14 protein-coding genes are annotated in these 15,338 nt (G+C 64.6%); 7 read left to right on the plus strand and 7 right to left on the minus strand.

Features of this window, described 5'->3' with window-relative positions; translation table 11 throughout:
• Positions 1 to 68 precede the first annotated feature (68 nt).
• Positions 69 to 254: a hypothetical protein gene (locus tag VR863_RS11600; RefSeq protein ID WP_324828623.1), complete on the plus strand. Its 186-nt coding sequence runs from the start codon at positions 69 to 71 to the stop codon at positions 252 to 254.
• Positions 255 to 577: 323 nt separating this feature from the next.
• On the opposite strand, the gene VR863_RS11605 is transcribed toward VR863_RS11600, so the two are convergent.
• Complete coding sequence (locus tag VR863_RS11605; protein WP_324828624.1) at positions 578 to 1,513, minus strand: ABC transporter ATP-binding protein; 936 nt, start codon at positions 1,511 to 1,513, stop codon at positions 578 to 580.
• Positions 1,514 to 1,598: 85 nt separating this feature from the next.
• Between VR863_RS11605 and VR863_RS11610 the strand changes: the two genes are divergently transcribed.
• From VR863_RS11610 to VR863_RS11620, 3 genes are all read left to right on the plus strand, one after another.
• Positions 1,599 to 1,859, plus strand: coding sequence for a zinc-finger domain-containing protein (locus VR863_RS11610; RefSeq protein WP_324828625.1), 261 nt, complete (start codon positions 1,599 to 1,601; stop codon positions 1,857 to 1,859).
• Between the two features lie 40 nt (positions 1,860 to 1,899).
• Positions 1,900 to 3,324 carry a metalloprotease TldD gene (gene tldD / locus VR863_RS11615; RefSeq protein ID WP_324828626.1) on the plus strand — a complete coding sequence of 475 codons (1,425 nt, stop codon included), beginning with the start codon at positions 1,900 to 1,902 and terminating at the stop codon, positions 3,322 to 3,324.
• A gap of 81 nt (positions 3,325 to 3,405) precedes the next feature.
• Complete coding sequence (locus VR863_RS11620) at positions 3,406 to 3,822, plus strand: hypothetical protein (RefSeq protein ID WP_324828627.1); 417 nt, start codon at positions 3,406 to 3,408, stop codon at positions 3,820 to 3,822.
• 63 nt (positions 3,823 to 3,885) lie between these two features.
• On the opposite strand, the gene VR863_RS11625 is transcribed toward VR863_RS11620, so the two are convergent.
• Complete coding sequence (locus tag VR863_RS11625; protein ID WP_324828628.1) at positions 3,886 to 4,338, minus strand: CHRD domain-containing protein; 453 nt, start codon at positions 4,336 to 4,338, stop codon at positions 3,886 to 3,888.
• Between the two features lie 135 nt (positions 4,339 to 4,473).
• Here VR863_RS11625 and VR863_RS11630 point away from each other — a divergent pair, with 135 nt between their 5' ends.
• Positions 4,474 to 5,439: an oxidoreductase gene (locus tag VR863_RS11630; protein WP_324828629.1), complete on the plus strand. Its 966-nt coding sequence runs from the start codon at positions 4,474 to 4,476 to the stop codon at positions 5,437 to 5,439.
• Here the strand turns inward: VR863_RS11630 and VR863_RS11635 are convergent.
• On the minus strand, positions 5,423 to 6,145 hold the full coding sequence (locus tag VR863_RS11635; RefSeq protein ID WP_324828630.1) for an endonuclease III domain-containing protein: 723 nt from the start codon (positions 6,143 to 6,145) through the stop codon (positions 5,423 to 5,425). The genes VR863_RS11630 and VR863_RS11635 overlap by 17 nt on opposite strands.
• A 100-nt stretch (positions 6,146 to 6,245) precedes the next feature.
• On the opposite strand from VR863_RS11635, the gene VR863_RS11640 reads away from it, so the two are divergent.
• On the plus strand, positions 6,246 to 7,496 hold the full coding sequence (locus tag VR863_RS11640; protein ID WP_324828631.1) for a cytochrome P450: 1,251 nt from the start codon (positions 6,246 to 6,248) through the stop codon (positions 7,494 to 7,496).
• 77 nt (positions 7,497 to 7,573) lie between these two features.
• On the opposite strand, the gene guaA is transcribed toward VR863_RS11640, so the two are convergent.
• Positions 7,574 to 9,148, minus strand: coding sequence for a glutamine-hydrolyzing GMP synthase (gene guaA, locus VR863_RS11645; RefSeq protein WP_324828632.1), 1,575 nt, complete (start codon positions 9,146 to 9,148; stop codon positions 7,574 to 7,576).
• A 107-nt stretch (positions 9,149 to 9,255) separates the two neighbouring features.
• Here guaA and VR863_RS11650 point away from each other — a divergent pair, with 107 nt between their 5' ends.
• Positions 9,256 to 10,473 (plus strand): TCR/Tet family MFS transporter, encoded by a 1,218-nt coding sequence (locus VR863_RS11650; RefSeq protein WP_324828633.1) that lies wholly within the window; start codon positions 9,256 to 9,258, stop codon positions 10,471 to 10,473.
• A gap of 306 nt (positions 10,474 to 10,779) precedes the next feature.
• Here VR863_RS11650 and VR863_RS11655 read toward each other — a convergent pair whose 3' ends face one another.
• From VR863_RS11655 to VR863_RS11665, 3 genes are all read right to left on the minus strand, one after another.
• Positions 10,780 to 12,336: a class I adenylate-forming enzyme family protein gene (locus VR863_RS11655; protein WP_324829271.1), complete on the minus strand. Its 1,557-nt coding sequence runs from the start codon at positions 12,334 to 12,336 to the stop codon at positions 10,780 to 10,782.
• A 93-nt stretch (positions 12,337 to 12,429) separates the two neighbouring features.
• Positions 12,430 to 13,815, minus strand: coding sequence for an L-serine ammonia-lyase (locus VR863_RS11660; protein WP_324828634.1), 1,386 nt, complete (start codon positions 13,813 to 13,815; stop codon positions 12,430 to 12,432).
• A gap of 50 nt (positions 13,816 to 13,865) precedes the next feature.
• Positions 13,866 to 15,293 (minus strand): M20/M25/M40 family metallo-hydrolase, encoded by a 1,428-nt coding sequence (locus tag VR863_RS11665; protein ID WP_324828635.1) that lies wholly within the window; start codon positions 15,291 to 15,293, stop codon positions 13,866 to 13,868.
• Positions 15,294 to 15,338: the final 45 nt, after the last annotated feature.

Raw genomic sequence — 15,338 nt, forward strand, 5'->3', positions numbered from 1 at the left:
TGTGCACCGCGTTGCCCGTGTGTATCGGCGGCTTTGCAGGGGATACGAGTCGGGAAGGTCGCAAACTTATGAAAATCGGATACCTCGCCTGCGCGTTCGGGCGACATCGCGTCGACCAGGACGCCATCAGGCGCGTCACAGGCGGGGTCGTGGCCCGTTGCGGACGATGCTCCACACCGCTGGAACAGGTCGCCCCCAATTACTGGGAAGTGCAGCAGGTGCGCGATGCCGGGTTGAGCCACCGGCTTCGCTGAAGGATATTTCGTGCGGTTGCGGATCTGCTTTTCGCAACCGCACGTTCTTTCCGCTTGTGCGGACGCAATCTGCGCGTATTCGCCGCGCAACGCCACGAACAGGGTCGCATTCTGTTCAGCGTAACGCTGGAGAAAAGATACCGTGGTGTTCGCCCGAATAGCCTGCCTTGCCGGCCGCCATCGTCCCGACCGACCGAACGTCGTCTGGGACGGCCTCAACTATGTCGGTCACTGCAACGATTGCGGCACGCCCATCAGGCGTCTCCGCAAGAACACGTGGCGTTCGTACGACCACGCATCCTGACCGCCAGGCGCCGCGGCTACTAGCCGCCGGTTAGCTGGACGAAGACATCTTCCAGATCGGCTTCCCGCGTCGTGACATCCTCGATCGTGTAGCCGTGGCTCTGCACCACGGCGAGAACCTGTCCGGCGCTCACCTTGTCGCGATCGTAGGTGATTTCCAGCCGCCGCGGCTCCACCACCTCGGCGCGCACGAAGCTTTCTTCCATGATCGGGCCGGCCAGGTCCTTGTCGACCGTGACCGCAACGATCTTCTCGCGCGCCATGTTCACCAGTTCGCGCGTCGGCTTGTCGGCGATCAGTTCGCCGTGGTTGATGATCGCGATCCTGTCGCACAGCTGTTCGGCTTCTTCGAGGTAATGCGTTGTCAGAACAACGGTTACCCCGTCGCGGTTCAGCTGGGTCACCAGTTCCCAAAGCTGGCGCCGCAGTTCCACGTCGACCCCGGCCGTCGGTTCGTCCAGAACCAGGATCGGCGGCGAATGAACCATCGCCTTGGCGATCAGCAGGCGGCGCTTCATCCCGCCCGACAGCGTGCGCGCGTAGGCATCGCGCTTGTCCCACAGGTGCACCGCTTTCAGCAATTCCTCGCTGCGGCGTTCGGCCTTGGGGACGCCGTAGAAACCGGCCTGGTTTTCCAGGACTTCGAACGGCGTGAAGAACGGGTCGAAAACGATTTCCTGCGGCACGATCCCGATCGAACGCTTCGCGTTGCGCGGATTATCGGTGATGTCGAAGCCCCAGATCTCGGCGTTGCCAGCCGTCTTGCCGACAAGCCCGGCAAGAATGTTGATCAGCGTCGATTTGCCCGCGCCGTTGGGGCCGAGCAGGCCGAAAATTCCGCCCTGGGGCACATCGAAGCTGACGCCCTTGAGCGCCATCTTGGGCGGTTCGCCCGGCCCGGCAGGGGCGTATTGCTTGACGAGATTGTCGATCCGGATCGCAGGAGGTGTGGTCATGTCCGTTGCCCTAGGCCCCGCGCCCATGCCGGGGCAAGCGCGGAGTGCTTGCGCGCAGGCGCACGAATCTTTATCGCGCACCGCCATGAGCCTGCCCCCTCCCGAAGTGTCCAAGGTGACAACCCGCCGCGTCTGGTGTGACGGTGCGAACGACATCCGCAGCGGCGAGGCGTACAAGCCTGCCGCGCTCGGCCATCCGAAGATCTATCTCGAGATCGACGAGCACGGCTATGTCGATTGCGGTTACTGCGACCGGCGCTTCGTGCTGGAAGGCGGCCCTGCCGACGGTGTCGACCAGTCGACCCTGATGGACATTTCCGAAGGCGCGGACCCGGGCCACAGGTAGCCCCTGTTCGCGGCGGCCATGCTTCCCTACATACAGGGGCATGACGCAAGCGAACGATCCCTTCGCGCTGCTGTACGGCAGCAAGCTTTCCCCCGACGAGGCCAAGGCGCTGACCGCGCGGTTGCTGAAACCGTGCGACGATGGCGAGCTGTACCTTCAGTTCATGGCGAGCGAGAGTTTCGCCTTCGATGACGGCCGCCTGAAAACCGCCGATTATTCGCGCGATTCGGGCTTTGGCCTGCGCGGCGTATCGGGCGAAACGACGGGCTTCGCCCACGCCAACGACCTGTCCGCCGCCGCGATTGCGCGCGCAGGCGAAACCCTGCAGCTGCTCGATGCGACCACCAGGCCGCACGCCGCCCCGCCCGAACGCACCAACCGCCACCTTTACACCGAAGACAGCCCGCTCGACCTGGTGCCGTTTGGCGAGAAGGTCGCGCTGCTGGAGAAAATCGACGCGATTGCGCGTGCCAAGGACCCGCGCGTGGCGCAGGTTTCGGCCAGCATGTCCGCCAGCTGGAGCGCAATCGAGATCGTGCGCGCCGACGGTTTCACCGCGCGCGACATTCGCCCGCTGGTCCGCCTGAACGTGTCGATCGTGGCCGAATCCAACGGCCGCCGCGAAACCGGCAGCTTCGGCTTCGGCGGTCGCTATCTCTATGACCGCCTGTTCGACGAAGGCGCGTGGCTGCGCGCAGTGGACGAAGCGGTGCGCCAGGCGCTCGTGAACCTCGAAAGCGTGCCCGCGCCCGCGGGCGAACAGACCGTGCTGCTCGGCCCCGGCTGGCCGGGCATCCTCCTCCACGAAGCCATCGGCCATGGGTTGGAAGGCGATTTCAACCGCAAGGGGACCAGCGCGTTTTCCGGTCGAATCGGCGAACGCGTCGCCGCGCCCGGCGTGACCGTGGTCGACGATGGCAGCATCACCGAACGCCGTGGCTCGCTGTCGATCGACGACGAAGGCACCCCGACGCGCGAGACGGTGCTGATCGAGGACGGCATCCTCAAGGGCTATATGCAGGATCGCCTCAACGCGCGCCTGATGGGGGTCGAGCCGACCGGTAACGGCCGCCGCGAATCCTACGAACACGCGCCCATGCCGCGCATGACCAACACCTTCATGCGGGGCGGGAACGACGATCCGGCGGAGCTTCTTTCCCGCGTTGACGATGGGATCTACGCAACCAGCTTCGGAGGCGGACAGGTCGACATCGTCTCAGGAAAATTCGTCTTCGCCTGCACCGAGGCGTACAAGGTCGAAAAGGGAAAGATCGTGGCCCCGATCAAGGGTGCGACCCTGATCGGCGATGGTCCCAGCGTGCTGACGCAGGTGACCGGGATCGGCAACGATATGGCGCTGGACGAAGGGATCGGCATGTGCGGCAAGGGTGGGCAAAGCGTGCCCGCCGGCGTGGGCCAGCCGACCCTGCTGGTTGCCGGTCTGACGGTTGGCGGCACCGCCTGAACCGCGCCGTAGCCGCGTGCGCGGCTCATCGCAGGTTCAGCACGGTTCGTGTAACACCGCATCCTCGCAAGGAGAATCGCCATGCTCAAGCCCGTGATTGCCGCCACTGCCGCCCTTACCCTGTTCGCCGCGCCCGTATCGGCGGATGACCATGCCGCGCCCGGGATAACCAAGGGCGAGGCGAAGCTTGCGAAGCTGCTCGAAGGTCGTGTCGCAGGCGAACCGGAACGCTGCATCCGCACCATCGGCAGCCGCACCCTGCGCCAGATCGACGGGACGGCGCTGGTGTACAAGGCGGGCGATACCTTGTGGGTCAATCGCACCCGTACGCCGGACCAGATCGATTCCGATGAAATCATGGTGATCAAGCGGTTCGACGCCAGCAACTTGTGCCGCACCGACCAGATCACCTTGATCGACCGGTTTGGCGGCTATTTCACCGGGGTGATTTTCCTCGACGATTTCGTGCCGTATCGCACGCCCGACAATCAGGGTTGATCGCCGCAACCCGAAACAACGCAAGGCCCCCGTCACACCGTGTGACGGGGGCCTTTGTCGTTATCAGTCGCGCAACTGGCCGCGGATTGCCCCGTTCGGGAATTCGGCCGTGTGCACGTTCACGTAGAAATCGCCGGGGACGTCCTCGATACGGTCCTGCGTCCATTCGCTGCCGTCGGTACAGCCTTTCCAGCCGCCTTCGTTGGCTGCGCGCAAGGTGAAGACCGGCGGGCCGTTAACACCGGCTCCGCCCACGTGGACATGGGCCGCCGTGATCGGACCGATCCCGCGAATATCGTTGAGATCCCAGCAGACCTGGCCGAACCCGTCGGAGATCGAAATTTCTGCGCGGCCCGACCCGTCGGGATCGCCGCCGCCCACTTCCTGCGCGCCGGTAAGATCGGCGTAATAGGTGTCGGCGAACGTTTCGGCGGTGCCTTCTTCGATCGTGGCGCAAGCGCCCAGCGAAAGCGCGGCGGCCGCAGCGGCCAATGTCGTCATGCGTACCCTGGTCATCGAATTCTCTCCTATGTCGCAGGGACTGATTATCGGCACCCGCTCCACCCCCAACGGTCTGCTCCGCGCTTGTTTCCTTGCAGGCTGGCGCTTTACCGGCGCGGCGCGCATACAAACGCCGAGAAGGAGAGTGCCATGACCAGCCCGCAGACCCCGATTGATTCCCCGTTCGGATACCGTTCCACGGCCCGCGAAGTCGCCGCCGCGGGAAATGTGGCGGGCAAGATGATCGTCGTTACCGGCGGGTATTCGGGCATCGGCACCGAAACGGTTCGCGCGCTTGCCGGGCAAGGGGCGCGGGTGATCGTCGGCGCGCGGCGCGTCGATCAGGCCCGCGACGTGTTGCAGGACATGGAAGGGGACATCACGATCCTGCCACTGGACCTGTCAGACCCGGCATCGATCGACGCGTTTGCCGACGCTGTTGCCGGGCAGACCGGATCGATCGATATCCTCATCAACAACGCGGCGATCATGGCCAGCCCGCTGGCGCGCGACGCCCGCGGCTACGAAGCCCAGTTCGCAACCAATCACCTCGGCCATTTCCAGCTTACCGCCCGGCTGTGGCCGTTGCTGGTGGCCGATGGCGGTGCACGCGTGGTGGCGCTGTCCTCGATCGGCCACCGTCTGCACGGCCTCGACCTCGACGATACCGGTTTCGAGCGCCGCGATTACGACAAGTGGCTGGCCTACGGTCAGGCGAAATCGGCCAACGCGCTGTTTGCGCTCCAGCTGGATCGGCTGGGCGAAGGCAGGGGCGTGCGCGCCTTTGCTGTTCACCCCGGCGGCATCGCCACCCCGCTCCAGCGCCATCTGACGATGGAAGAACAGACGGCGATGGGCTGGTACGATGCTGACGGAAACGTCCACGAAGCGTTCAAATCGACCGAAGAAGGCGCGTCCACCACGGTGTGGTGCGCCACATCGCCCCTGCTTGACGGCATGGGCGGGGTTTATTGCGAAGACTGCAATATCGCCGGCCCAGCCGATCCTGAAAACCCGCGCGGCGGCGGGGCATGGCCGCATATCCGCGACGAACGGCTGGCCCGGGACCTGTGGCGCACGTCGGAAGATATGACCGGGGTCAGCTTCCCGGGTTGATCGCCTCGATGCGGCGGCCGGTCGCGCAGAGCGCCTGTGCCGCGCAACCGGGGCAATCGGGCGCGGTGGGGCGGCACCATGTCTGGCCCAGCTTCTTCATCAACAGGTGGTGTTCGTCGAAATCGGCGGCAGACCATTCTTCCGGCATGACCGGCATGATCGCGGCATAGGTCCGCGTGGTGTCCGCCCTTGCCGGGACCAGGCCCATGCGCTGCAGGATGCGGCGATGGTGGCTGTCGAGAACCAGTGCGCGCCGGTCGAGGGTCGACGCGTTCATCACGCCCGCCGCGATCTTGCGTCCGATGCCGGGCAGCGTTTCCAGCCACGCCATTGCAGGCTGCGTGTCCATCTGCGCCAGATGCGACAGATCCACTGCGCCGCGCCGTTCGATCAGGGCGGTCAGGCTCGCCTTCAACCGCTCGGCCGCAATATTCGGGTAAGTTTGCGTCGTCAGTTCCGCCTGCAGTTCGCCAAGCGGTGCGGCCGCCACACCCTCCCATGATCCATACCGCGTCAGCAGGCGGTCGGTCGCCGCGTTGGACACGGGCGACTTGGTGCGCGCGCCGATAACCCCTTGCACCAGAACCCATTCCGGTTGGCGCCATTCGGCCGCTGCCCGTTCGATCCGTCCGAACCGCTGAACCAGCAGCGCCTGCAGGCGGCGCAAGGCATCGGTGCGCGGGTCCGGGCCAAGGGGAAGCTGCATCGGGATCGAAGGTGGTACGCGAGGCGGAGCAACGCAACCGCCCGCTTGCCTGCAATCGCGAAAAAAGGTCTACTTCCGACTCGGAAGAGGAGAGACGGCTATGGCGACGGCAGCGGACCTGACGGTCAAGCAGGCGGCGATCGATCCGATCGACGTTACACGGGCAGAACTCTATACCGAAGACCGGTGGCAGGAACCCTTTCGAAAATTGCGCCGCGACGCGCCGATCCAATGGGTGCCGCAAAGCAAGTTCGGCGCCTTCTGGTCGGTGTCGACCTACAAACCCATCGTCCACATCGAATCGCTGCCGAAACTGTTTTCGTCGAGTTGGGAATACGGCGGCATATCCATCGCCACCGAATCCGACCGGCTGCTGCCGGACGAGGAACGCAGCCCGATGTTCATCGCGATGGACCCGCCGCACCACACCGCGCAGCGGCGCACCGTGGCCCCCAGCTTCGGACCGTCCGAAGTCGCCGCGATGAAGGAGGAATGCCGCCAACGCACCGGCGATGTGCTCGATTCGCTCCCCGTTGGCGAGACATTCGACTGGGTCGAGAAGGTGTCTATCGAACTCACGACCGGGATGCTGGCGCGCATCTTCGGTTACCCCTGGGAAAGCCGCGACGATCTTACCCACTGGTCCGACGTGGGCGGCGATGTCGAACGCTTCCGCACGCCGGGCGGTCTGGCTGAACGCAACGCGCGCATGGGGGAAATGGGCGCGGCGTTTGCGGCCCTGTGGCAGCAGCGGCTCGAAAACCCAGGCAAGGATCTGATCAGCGTGATGATCCAGTCCGACGCGATGAGCCACATGAGCGAACAGGAATTCATCGGCAATCTGATCCTGCTGATCGTGGGCGGCAACGACACGACGCGCAATTCGATGTCGGCCTACGCCTATGGCCTCGACAAATACCCTGACGAGCGGCGCAAGCTGGAAGAAAACCCCGAACTCATTCCCAACGCCGTGGCCGAACTGATCCGCTGGCAAACGCCGCTGTCGCACATGCGCCGCACGGTGATGGAAGATACCGACATGTTCGGTCCGCAAATGAAGAAGGGGGACCGGGTTGCCCTGTGGTATCTATCCGCCAATCGCGACGAGGACATCTTCGACGATGGCGAGGCGATCCAGGTCGACCGCAAGAACGCGCGCCGGCACTTGTCGTTCGGCTATGGCATTCACCGCTGCGTGGGCGCGCGCGTGGCCGAATTGCAGCTGGTTACGCTGATGGAAGAAATGGCCAGGCGCAATTTGCGCGTCAACGTGGTCGGCGAGCCCGAGCGCGTGCCCGCGTGCTTCGTGCACGGCTACAAGCATCTGCCGGTGGAACTGACGCGCACCTGATTGCGCGCTTCGGCGCGGTCTTCCGCGCCAAGGGTTCATGTGGCCGCGTTCGCCAAGCGGGCGAACGCGGCCACATTTCATTCCCATTCGATCGTGCCGGGCGGCTTTGACGTGTAGTCATAGACCACGCGGTTGATGCCTTGCACTTCGTTGACGATGCGCGTGGCGCAGCCGGTCAGGAAGGCCGCGTCGAAGGGATAGACGTCTGCCGTCATGCCGTCGGTGCTGGTCACCGCACGCAGGCCGCACACGCTGTCATAGGTGCGGGCATCGCCCATCACACCCACGGTCTTGACCGGCAAAAGCACGGCGAACGCCTGCCAGATCGCGTCATAGAGACCGGCGTTGCGAATCTCCTCGAGGTAGATCGCGTCGGCCTTCCTCAGGATGTCGCACCGTTCCTTGGTGACTTCGCCGGGGATGCGGATGGCCAGGCCCGGTCCGGGGAAGGGATGCCGACCTACGAAGATTTCCGGCAGGCCCAGTTCACGGCCAAGCTCGCGAACCTCGTCCTTGAACAGTTCGCGCAGCGGTTCGACCAGCTGCATGTTCATGCGTTCGGGCAGGCCGCCGACATTGTGGTGGCTCTTGATCGTCACGCTGGGGCCGCCGGTGAAGCTGACGCTTTCGATCACGTCGGGATAAAGCGTGCCTTGCGCCAGGAAATCCGCGCCGCCGATTTTCCTGGCCTCGGCCTCGAACAGGTCGATGAACGCGCCGCCGATGAACTTGCGCTTCTTTTCCGGGTCGGTCAGCCCTTCGAGACCGCCGAGGAACATCTCTTCGGCGTCCACATGGACCAGCGGGATATTGTAGTGATCGCGGAACAGGGTGACGACCTGCTCGGCCTCGTTCAGCCTCATGAGGCCGTGGTCCACGAACACGCAGGTCAGCTGTTCGCCGATCGCTTCATGGATCAAGACCGCCGCAACCGCGCTGTCGACACCGCCGGAAAGGCCGCAGATGACCTTGCCGTCACCCACCTGCGCGCGGATTTCCTCGATCTTGGTTTTGCGAAATTCGGCCATGGTCCAATCGCCTGCAAGGCCGCAGACGTGGCGCACGAAATTCGCCAGCAGCTTGCCGCCATCGGGCGTATGGACGACCTCGGGATGGAACTGGGTGCCATAGAACTTGCGTTCCTCGTCCGCGATGACGGCGAACGGTGCGCCATCGGACGTCGCGACGATTTCGAAACCCGGGGCGAAACGGGTGACCTTGTCCCCGTGGCTCATCCACACCTGGTGGCGTTCGCCGACCTTCCACAGCCCGTCGAACAGCGCGCAATCCTTGGTCACGGTGAGGAAGGCACGGCCAAACTCGCCGCCTTCGCCCGTTTCGTGTCCGGGGCGCACTTCGCCGCCCAGCTGGTGGCTCATCACCTGTTGGCCGTAACAGATGCCCAGGATCGGCACGCCGGCTTCGAACAGCATTTCCGGTGCGCGGGGCGATCCGTCTTCCGGAACGCCCGCGGGCGACCCGGACAGGATGATACCCTTGGGCTGGAGGCGATGGAACGCCTCTTCCGCCTGGGTGAAGGGTGCGATTTCGGAATAGACCCCTGCTTCGCGCACGCGGCGCGCGATAAGCTGGGTGACCTGGCTGCCGAAATCGACAATGAGGATGGAATCGGGGAGATGTTCGGGCTTCATGTTCCAGCCGTTAGGCGCATGGCCAAGGCCGTGTCCAGCACCGGCAATTGCCACATGCACGATGACGGCATAGGCGTTGCAAGCCGGAAACGCGGGAGGGAGCGCGCATGAAAGAACACCGCCGCGCGCTGACCTTCCTGTTCGCGGTCGTCCTGATCGACATGATCGGGTTCGGGATCGTCATGCCGGTGCTGCCGCAACTGATCATGCACCTCGGCCAGATTCCGATCGACAAGGCGGCGCTGTGGGCAGGGTGGCTCGGCGCGGGCTATGCCGCGATGCAGTTCATTTTCGCGCCGATCCTGGGCAATCTATCGGACCGTTTCGGGCGACGACCGGTGTTGCTCGCCGCGTTGCTGGGGTTCGGCATCGACTACATCGTGATGGGGTTCGCGCCCAACATCTGGTGGCTGGTGATCGGGCGCTTCTTCGCCGGTATCACCGGGGCCAGTTTTTCCGCTGCCTACGCCTATCTGGCCGATATCACGCCGCCTGAAAAACGCGCGCAAAGCTTTGGCACGATCGGCATGGCGTTCGGCTTCGGCTTCATCCTCGGCCCGGCGATTGGCGGCCTGCTGGGCGAATTCGGCCCGCGCATTCCGTTCTACGCGGCGGGGGCGCTGGCGTTGGCCAATTTCGTGTTCGGATGGTTCTGGCTGGAAGAAAGCCTTCCGGCTGAAAAACGCCGGCCGTTCCGCCTTGCCCGCGCCAACGCGTTTTCCGCGCTTCGGGCCTTGTCCGGACAAAGCCCGAAGGTGTTGTGGTTCGTCGCCGCGCTGGCGCTGTGGCAACTTGCCCATCTGGTTTACCCGGCCGTGTGGGCGTATTTCGCCATCGCGGCCTTCGGGTGGACCGAATGGAAAATCGGCCTTTCGCTGATGATGGTAGGGATCACCAGCGCGCTGGTTCAGGGGTTTGGCCTGCGCCTTCTGGTGCCGCGATTGGGAGAACGCGGCGCGGTGGCGCTGGGTGTGGGATCGGTGTGCGCGGCGGCGCTGATCTATTCCGTCGCCTGGGCGGACTGGGTGGTGTTTGTCGGGATTGCCGTGGGCGGATTTCAGGGATTGATCATGCCTTCGATCAACGCGCTCAACTCCAGGGCGGTCGACGCATCGAGCCAGGGCGAACTGCAGGGTGCCACCCAGGCGGTCGGGAGCCTTGCCGCCATTGTCGGACCGCCATTCTACACGATCCTGTTCGCGCGGTTCACGGGTGCGGACGCGATCATCCCCTTCCCCGCCATGCCGTTGGTGGCGTCCGCGATCATCGCTGCTGCGATGCTCTGCGTTTTTCTGTACGCCGCGCGAACGAACGCGCGGAGTTGATTGCGCAAAACGCAACACCCGTCCGCGTTTTCTCACTTTAGTTCGCGCAGCGGCAATATTATTACAAGCCTTACAAACGAACGCCGCGGTCTCCTAGCCACGGTGTTCGGATCAAGAGACAGCCGGGCCCGCGCTCCCCTATGCGCGCCCCCGACTGGCCTTCCTTGCCCCCGCGGCCCGCCATAACGGCCCGCCGCCCGTGCAAGGCGATATGGCAGCGAGTAGAGACGCGGCCGCCAATACCTCCTCTCCCTCCCCCCCCAGTATTGGCGCCGCGTCTCGAACGCTGCGCCACCGGGATGCGGGTCAGTCGGGAAGTCCGCGCCGACCGGCTTCTTCGCGCAGATCCGTCTTCAGCAGCTTGCCGATGTGACTGCGCGGCATTTCATCTATCGCGTGAAGTTGCGCCAGGCGCTGGGTCTTGCCCAGCCGCGCGTTCACGCTTTCGCGGATCGCATCGGGTGCGCGCGCGTCCGGCCTGACCGTTACGAAGCCGACCGGGGTTTCGCCCCAGCGTTCCGACGGCACACCGATCACCGCCGCTTCGACGACGTCAGCCTCCTTCAGAAGCTCGTCCTCGAGGTCGACCGGGAAAATGTTGAAGCCACCGGAAATGATCATGTCCTTGGCCCGGCCCACCAATTCCACAAACCCTTCGGCATCGACGCGGCCAATGTCCCCCATGCGCTGCCACACATCGCCGGTTTCGGGATCGGTCCAATACCCTTCGCGCGTCTTGTCCGGCTGGTTCTTGTATCCCATCATCATGGTCTGGCTGCGTCCGATCAGATTGCCGGGCGTGCCAGGCGGCACAGCCTCGTCATCGTCATTCAGAACCTTCAGCTCGCTACCCGGAGCAGGGCGGCCGACGGTGTGCAGCTTGTCGGGAAACTTGTGCGCTTCGAGCAGGCAGACGACGCCGCCTTCGGTCATCGAATAAATCTCGATCAATGCGCCGGGCATCCGGTCGAGCACTTCGCGTTTGAGGTCGGCGGGAAAGGGTGCCGATGTGCAATATTTGATCTGCAGCGCCGACAGGTCGAATTCGTCGAACTGCGGTTCCTGCATCAGGCGGCGATACTGGACCGGAACCAGCATGGTGATGGTCGTGCGATCGGAAGCCGCGTATTCGAGCCAGCGGGTCACGTCGAATTTGCGCATGACCCGCGTGGTGCCGCCGGCCAGCAGGGGCGGCAGGAAAGCGACCATGGTGGTGTTGGAATAGAGCGGCGTGGACGCAAGGCTGCGCACCGGCAATCCATTTTCGAGCCAGCTTGCGGCGGTTGCCGAGAATTGGCGCCAGCGCATCTGGTGCGAATGCACGATGCCCTTGGGAACGCCGGTGGTGCCGCTGGAATAGATGATGTTGAACGGATCGCCCGGTTCCGGCGTGAAATCGGGCGCGCGTGTGCCGGCCGGCGCCATCCATGCGTCCAGATCTTCGTCCAGCACCACGCGGGTCATGCCGGGGAAGCAATCATCGCCCAGTTCGGCCAGCTTGGCGCGATCGATGAAGATATGACTCGCCCCCGAATCCTTCGCCATGCCGGCAAGCTGATCGGGGCTGGCGCTGGTCGTCAGCGGCGCGGCCACCCCGCCCGCGCGCACCGCGGCGAGGAACACCAACGCATAGGGTATCGAGGAATAGCCCAGGATCGCGACCGATTGCCCGCGCGCAAGGCCCGCTTCGATCAGGCGGGCGGCAAGGCGTTCGACACGATCGCCCAGTTCGCTCCAGCTCACTTCGCCATCGTCGTCGCGAATGGCGACGGCATCGCCCAGCGTGGCGGCGTTGCGCGCGATGATTGCGGGAAAGCTGCCGAACGATTCGGCGAGCAAGGCGGCTGTGTTGGTTTCTCCCATGAGCCGCACACTATCGGCACTTTGGGCGGTGTCTACCCTGCTAAATCCTTGCGACGGCTAAAGATCGAATGCGCATCGCCGATGCGCGGGCCATCAACATTCAATGACGTTGACCGCCAGTCCGCCCTGGCTCGTTTCCTTGTACTTGGAGGACATGTCGAGCCCGGTCTGGCGCATCGTTTCGATCACCTGGTCGAGCGTGACGCAGGTTTCCGCCTCGGTGCGATGAAGCGCGAGGCGCGCGGCGTTTACGGCCTTCACCGCGCCGATCGCGTTGCGTTCGATGCACGGCACCTGCACCAGGCCGCCCACGGGATCGCAGGTCAGCCCAAGGTTGTGCTCCATTCCGATTTCGGCTGCGCAGGCGACCTGTTCGGGCGTTGCCCCCCACAGCGCGGCAAGCCCGCCAGCCGCCATGGAACACGCCACCCCGACTTCGCCCTGGCACCCCATCTCCGCACCCGAAATGCTGGCGCGCTGCTTGTACAGAAGGCCGATCGCCCCCGCTGTAAGCAGGAAGGTGCGGCGGCTGTCGCGGCAGGGCGTTTCTTCCGCCGTGACGCAATAAAACCGGATGACTGCCGGGATAATGCCCGCCGCGCCATTGGTAGGCGCGGTGACAACCCGGCCGCCCGCCGCGTTCTCCTCGTTCACCGCCATCGCGTAGCAATTGAGCCAGTCGAAAAGCTGTTCGCGCTCGTTGGATTGCGGGTTGGCGGACAGCTTTTCCCACAGGTCCGGCGCACGGCGCGCCACCTTCAGGCCACCCGGCAGAACCCCCCGCTGGTGCAGCCCGCGATCGATGCACTGGTCCATCGCCTGCGCGATACGGTCCAGCCCGGCCAGCGTCGTGTCGCGGGCGCGCAGGGCGTCTTCGTTGGCCAGCACCAGATCGGCAATGGTCGCCGCGTTCCGCGCACAAAGTTGCAGCAGTTGTTCCGCGCTGCCGAAATCATGGGGCACGCTGGCACCGGCGGCGATACGGTCGTTCTTGGGCTTGCGCTTCAACTGCGCCTCGGATGCGACGAACCCGCCCCCGGTCGAATAATAGGTGCGCGCAAGAAGCACCGCCCCATCGGCATCGAAGGCCGCAAGCTTCATGCCGTTGGGGTGCAGATCGGGTATGATGTGGCCCGCCAGGTCGATGTCGCGGGCGATGTCGAAATCGATGGAGCGCCTTGCCCCCAGTTCAAGACGTTTGCCGGTGCGCACCGCATCGAGCACCCGCGCCGCTTCGTCCGGACAGGTGCGATCGGGCACGAACCCGGCCAGGCCCAGCACGCTGGCGTCCACCGTGCCGTGGCCCACGCCGGTCAAGGCCAGCGACCCCTGCAATTCCACGGTAAGGCGCGCCACACGATCGATCTTGCCCGCCTTGGCAAGCGCGCGCAGAAACATTCCGCCGATCCGCATCGGCCCGACCGTATGCGAAGACGACGGCCCGATTCCGATCCGGAAGATGTCGAGCACTGATAGCATGGTGTCGCGCCCTGCTCCGCGCCGGTCAAACGGTCAAGCGATGAACCGGATCAGTCGGGATTCGCCAACGCCTTCACCAGGTCGAACAGGAAATCGCGCCCGACATAAAGCGAAGCGGCGCTGATCCGTTCGTTCAGGCCGTGGACGCCGTTGCCATCGGGATCGCCCCACGATCCGGGCACGCCGTAACTGGGAATGCCCACGGCGGTCAGGAAGGTGGAATCGGTGTATCCGTTGGACATCACCGGCACCAGCGGGACACCGGGGAAATACCGTTCCACCAGGTCGCGCGCAGGGCCAAGCACGCGTTCGTCCATCGGCGGTTGCGGGGGTGCGGGTCGGCGCGGTTCCAGGATGGTGACCGTCATGGCTTCGTCACCGGCGATGCGGGCCAGTTCCTCGCCGATGAATTCGATCGAATTGCCCGGAAAGATGCGGCAGTTCACATTGGCCTGCGCCCGCTGCGCCAGCGCGTTACGGGCGTGACCTGCGTCGAGCATGGTCGCCACGCAGGTCGTCCGCAGGTTGGAATGCAGGAACGGGTCCGCATTCACGACGGCTTCGGCCGCGGCGTCGGCAGGGTTTTCGGCCAGCGCCACCATGGCCGCGCCAACCGCATCGCCGCGGCCTGCCCCGGCCTGTCTGAAATAGGTGCGCGTCGTGTCGTTGAATTGAAGCGGGAAGCTATATTCACCGATCCTGGCCAGCGCGTTCGCCAGCTGGTAGATCGCGTTATCGGGCCGCGGGACCGAACTGTGGCCACCCGGATTGGTGAATTCCAGCACGTAATTGGCAAAGATCTTCTCGCCCACCTGCATCGCCTGTTCGACAACATTGCCCTTGCCGTCGGATACGCCGCCGCCGCCTTCGTTGATGGCAAATTCGGCGTCGATCAGGTCACGCTTGTTGGCCGCCAGCCATTCGACCCCGTTGAACGCGCCGTTGGTTTCCTCGCCGCAGGTCAGCGCGATCTTGATCGTGCGCTGCGGGCGGTAGCCGGACTTGTGGAAACGGATCAGCGTGTCGACCAGGCTGGCCGCCATCGCCTTGTTGTCGACCACGCCGCGGCCATAGAGGTAGCCGTCCTCCTCATGGAGAATGAAGGGATCGCGGACCCAGTCTTCGCGCTTGGCCTCCACCACGTCGATATGCGCGATGGCGAGCAAGGGCTTGAGGCTGGTCGATGTGCCGGGATACACCGCCACCAGGCCGCCTTCGCGCGGCGCATCCGCCGTGGCAAACAGCGTCAGCTGGTCCTCCGTGAAACCCGCCTCGCTCAGCCGGGCGGCCATGCGCTGTGATGCAAGTGTGCAGCTGCCGTTGCTCAGCGAAGTGTCCGTTCCGACCAGTTCCTTGAACAGGCCGCGAAACTCCTTCTGGTCGGGCCGCAATTCGCCCGGCTGCGCGTCCGATGCGGCAGCCGTGCCGGATGCCCCCAGAAGCGCGGCGGCAACACCCGCCCATACCAGTCGTTTCATTCCCGTTCCCCCTCCAGATGCGGGCTGCATCCTACCGCAATTGCC

The organism is Qipengyuania zhejiangensis (assembly GCF_035607565.1).
Taxonomy (GTDB): domain Bacteria; phylum Pseudomonadota; class Alphaproteobacteria; order Sphingomonadales; family Sphingomonadaceae; genus Qipengyuania; species Qipengyuania zhejiangensis.